The organism is Nostocoides vanveenii, from assembly GCF_039531165.1.
Taxonomy (GTDB): Bacteria; Actinomycetota; Actinomycetes; order Actinomycetales; family Dermatophilaceae; genus Nostocoides_A; species Nostocoides_A vanveenii.
This window is the reverse complement of record NZ_BAAAPN010000066.1, coordinates 1-640: the sequence shown is the minus strand read 5'-3', so window position 1 is coordinate 640 and position 640 is coordinate 1. Positions and strand designations below refer to the sequence as shown.

Here is a 640-nt window from a genome sequence, read left to right as displayed (position 1 = left end):
GCCAGCTCCCAGCGTCGCCGCAGGACGGCCGCGGGTCGGTACGGCTTGCGGTGGTGCCAAGCCGATTCGACCAGCATCCGGCGGACGTGGCTGTTGCCGGTCTTGGTGATCGACCCCTGGGATCGAGAGGACCCGGAGGAGTGCTCGGAAGGCACAAGCCCCAGGTACGCGCCGATACCGGCACCGGTGAAGCGCTCCCAGTCGCCGATCTCCACCGCCAGGGAAAACGCCGTCAGCGTGGAGATTCCGCGCAGGCACGACAGGCGGCGCACCACCGGGGTGAACTGACAGTCGGCAGCCATCGCCGTGATCGTGGCATCGAGCCGGTCCCGACGCCCGGTGGTGAGCACGACGCTCTCGTAGGCGTCCTCGAACGCAGCCTGGGTCCCGGCCAGCGGGAACGACTGCCGCAGCAGCCAGGTGTCGTGGGCAGCGGTCCACGCCTTCCCGCCGCAGTACACGATCCCGTGGCGCAGCAACAGTTTCGAGAGCCGGTGCCGGGCCCGCATCAGATCCGCCCGGGCGGCCTCGCGGACCCGCACCAGGTCCCGCGCCGACTCCTCCACCTCGGTCGGGACCCGCACCGGCACGACCTCGTCCAGGCGCAGCAGCCGGGCCAGCAGCATCGCATCCCGGGCGT

Annotated in this window: 1 protein-coding gene; it reads right to left on the bottom strand. The window is 71.2% G+C overall.

Annotation, left to right across the window (positions count from 1 at the left end; genetic code table 11):
* On the bottom strand, window positions 1-640 hold a 640-nt coding region (locus ABD209_RS15520), incomplete at both ends, for a transposase (RefSeq protein ID WP_486348464.1).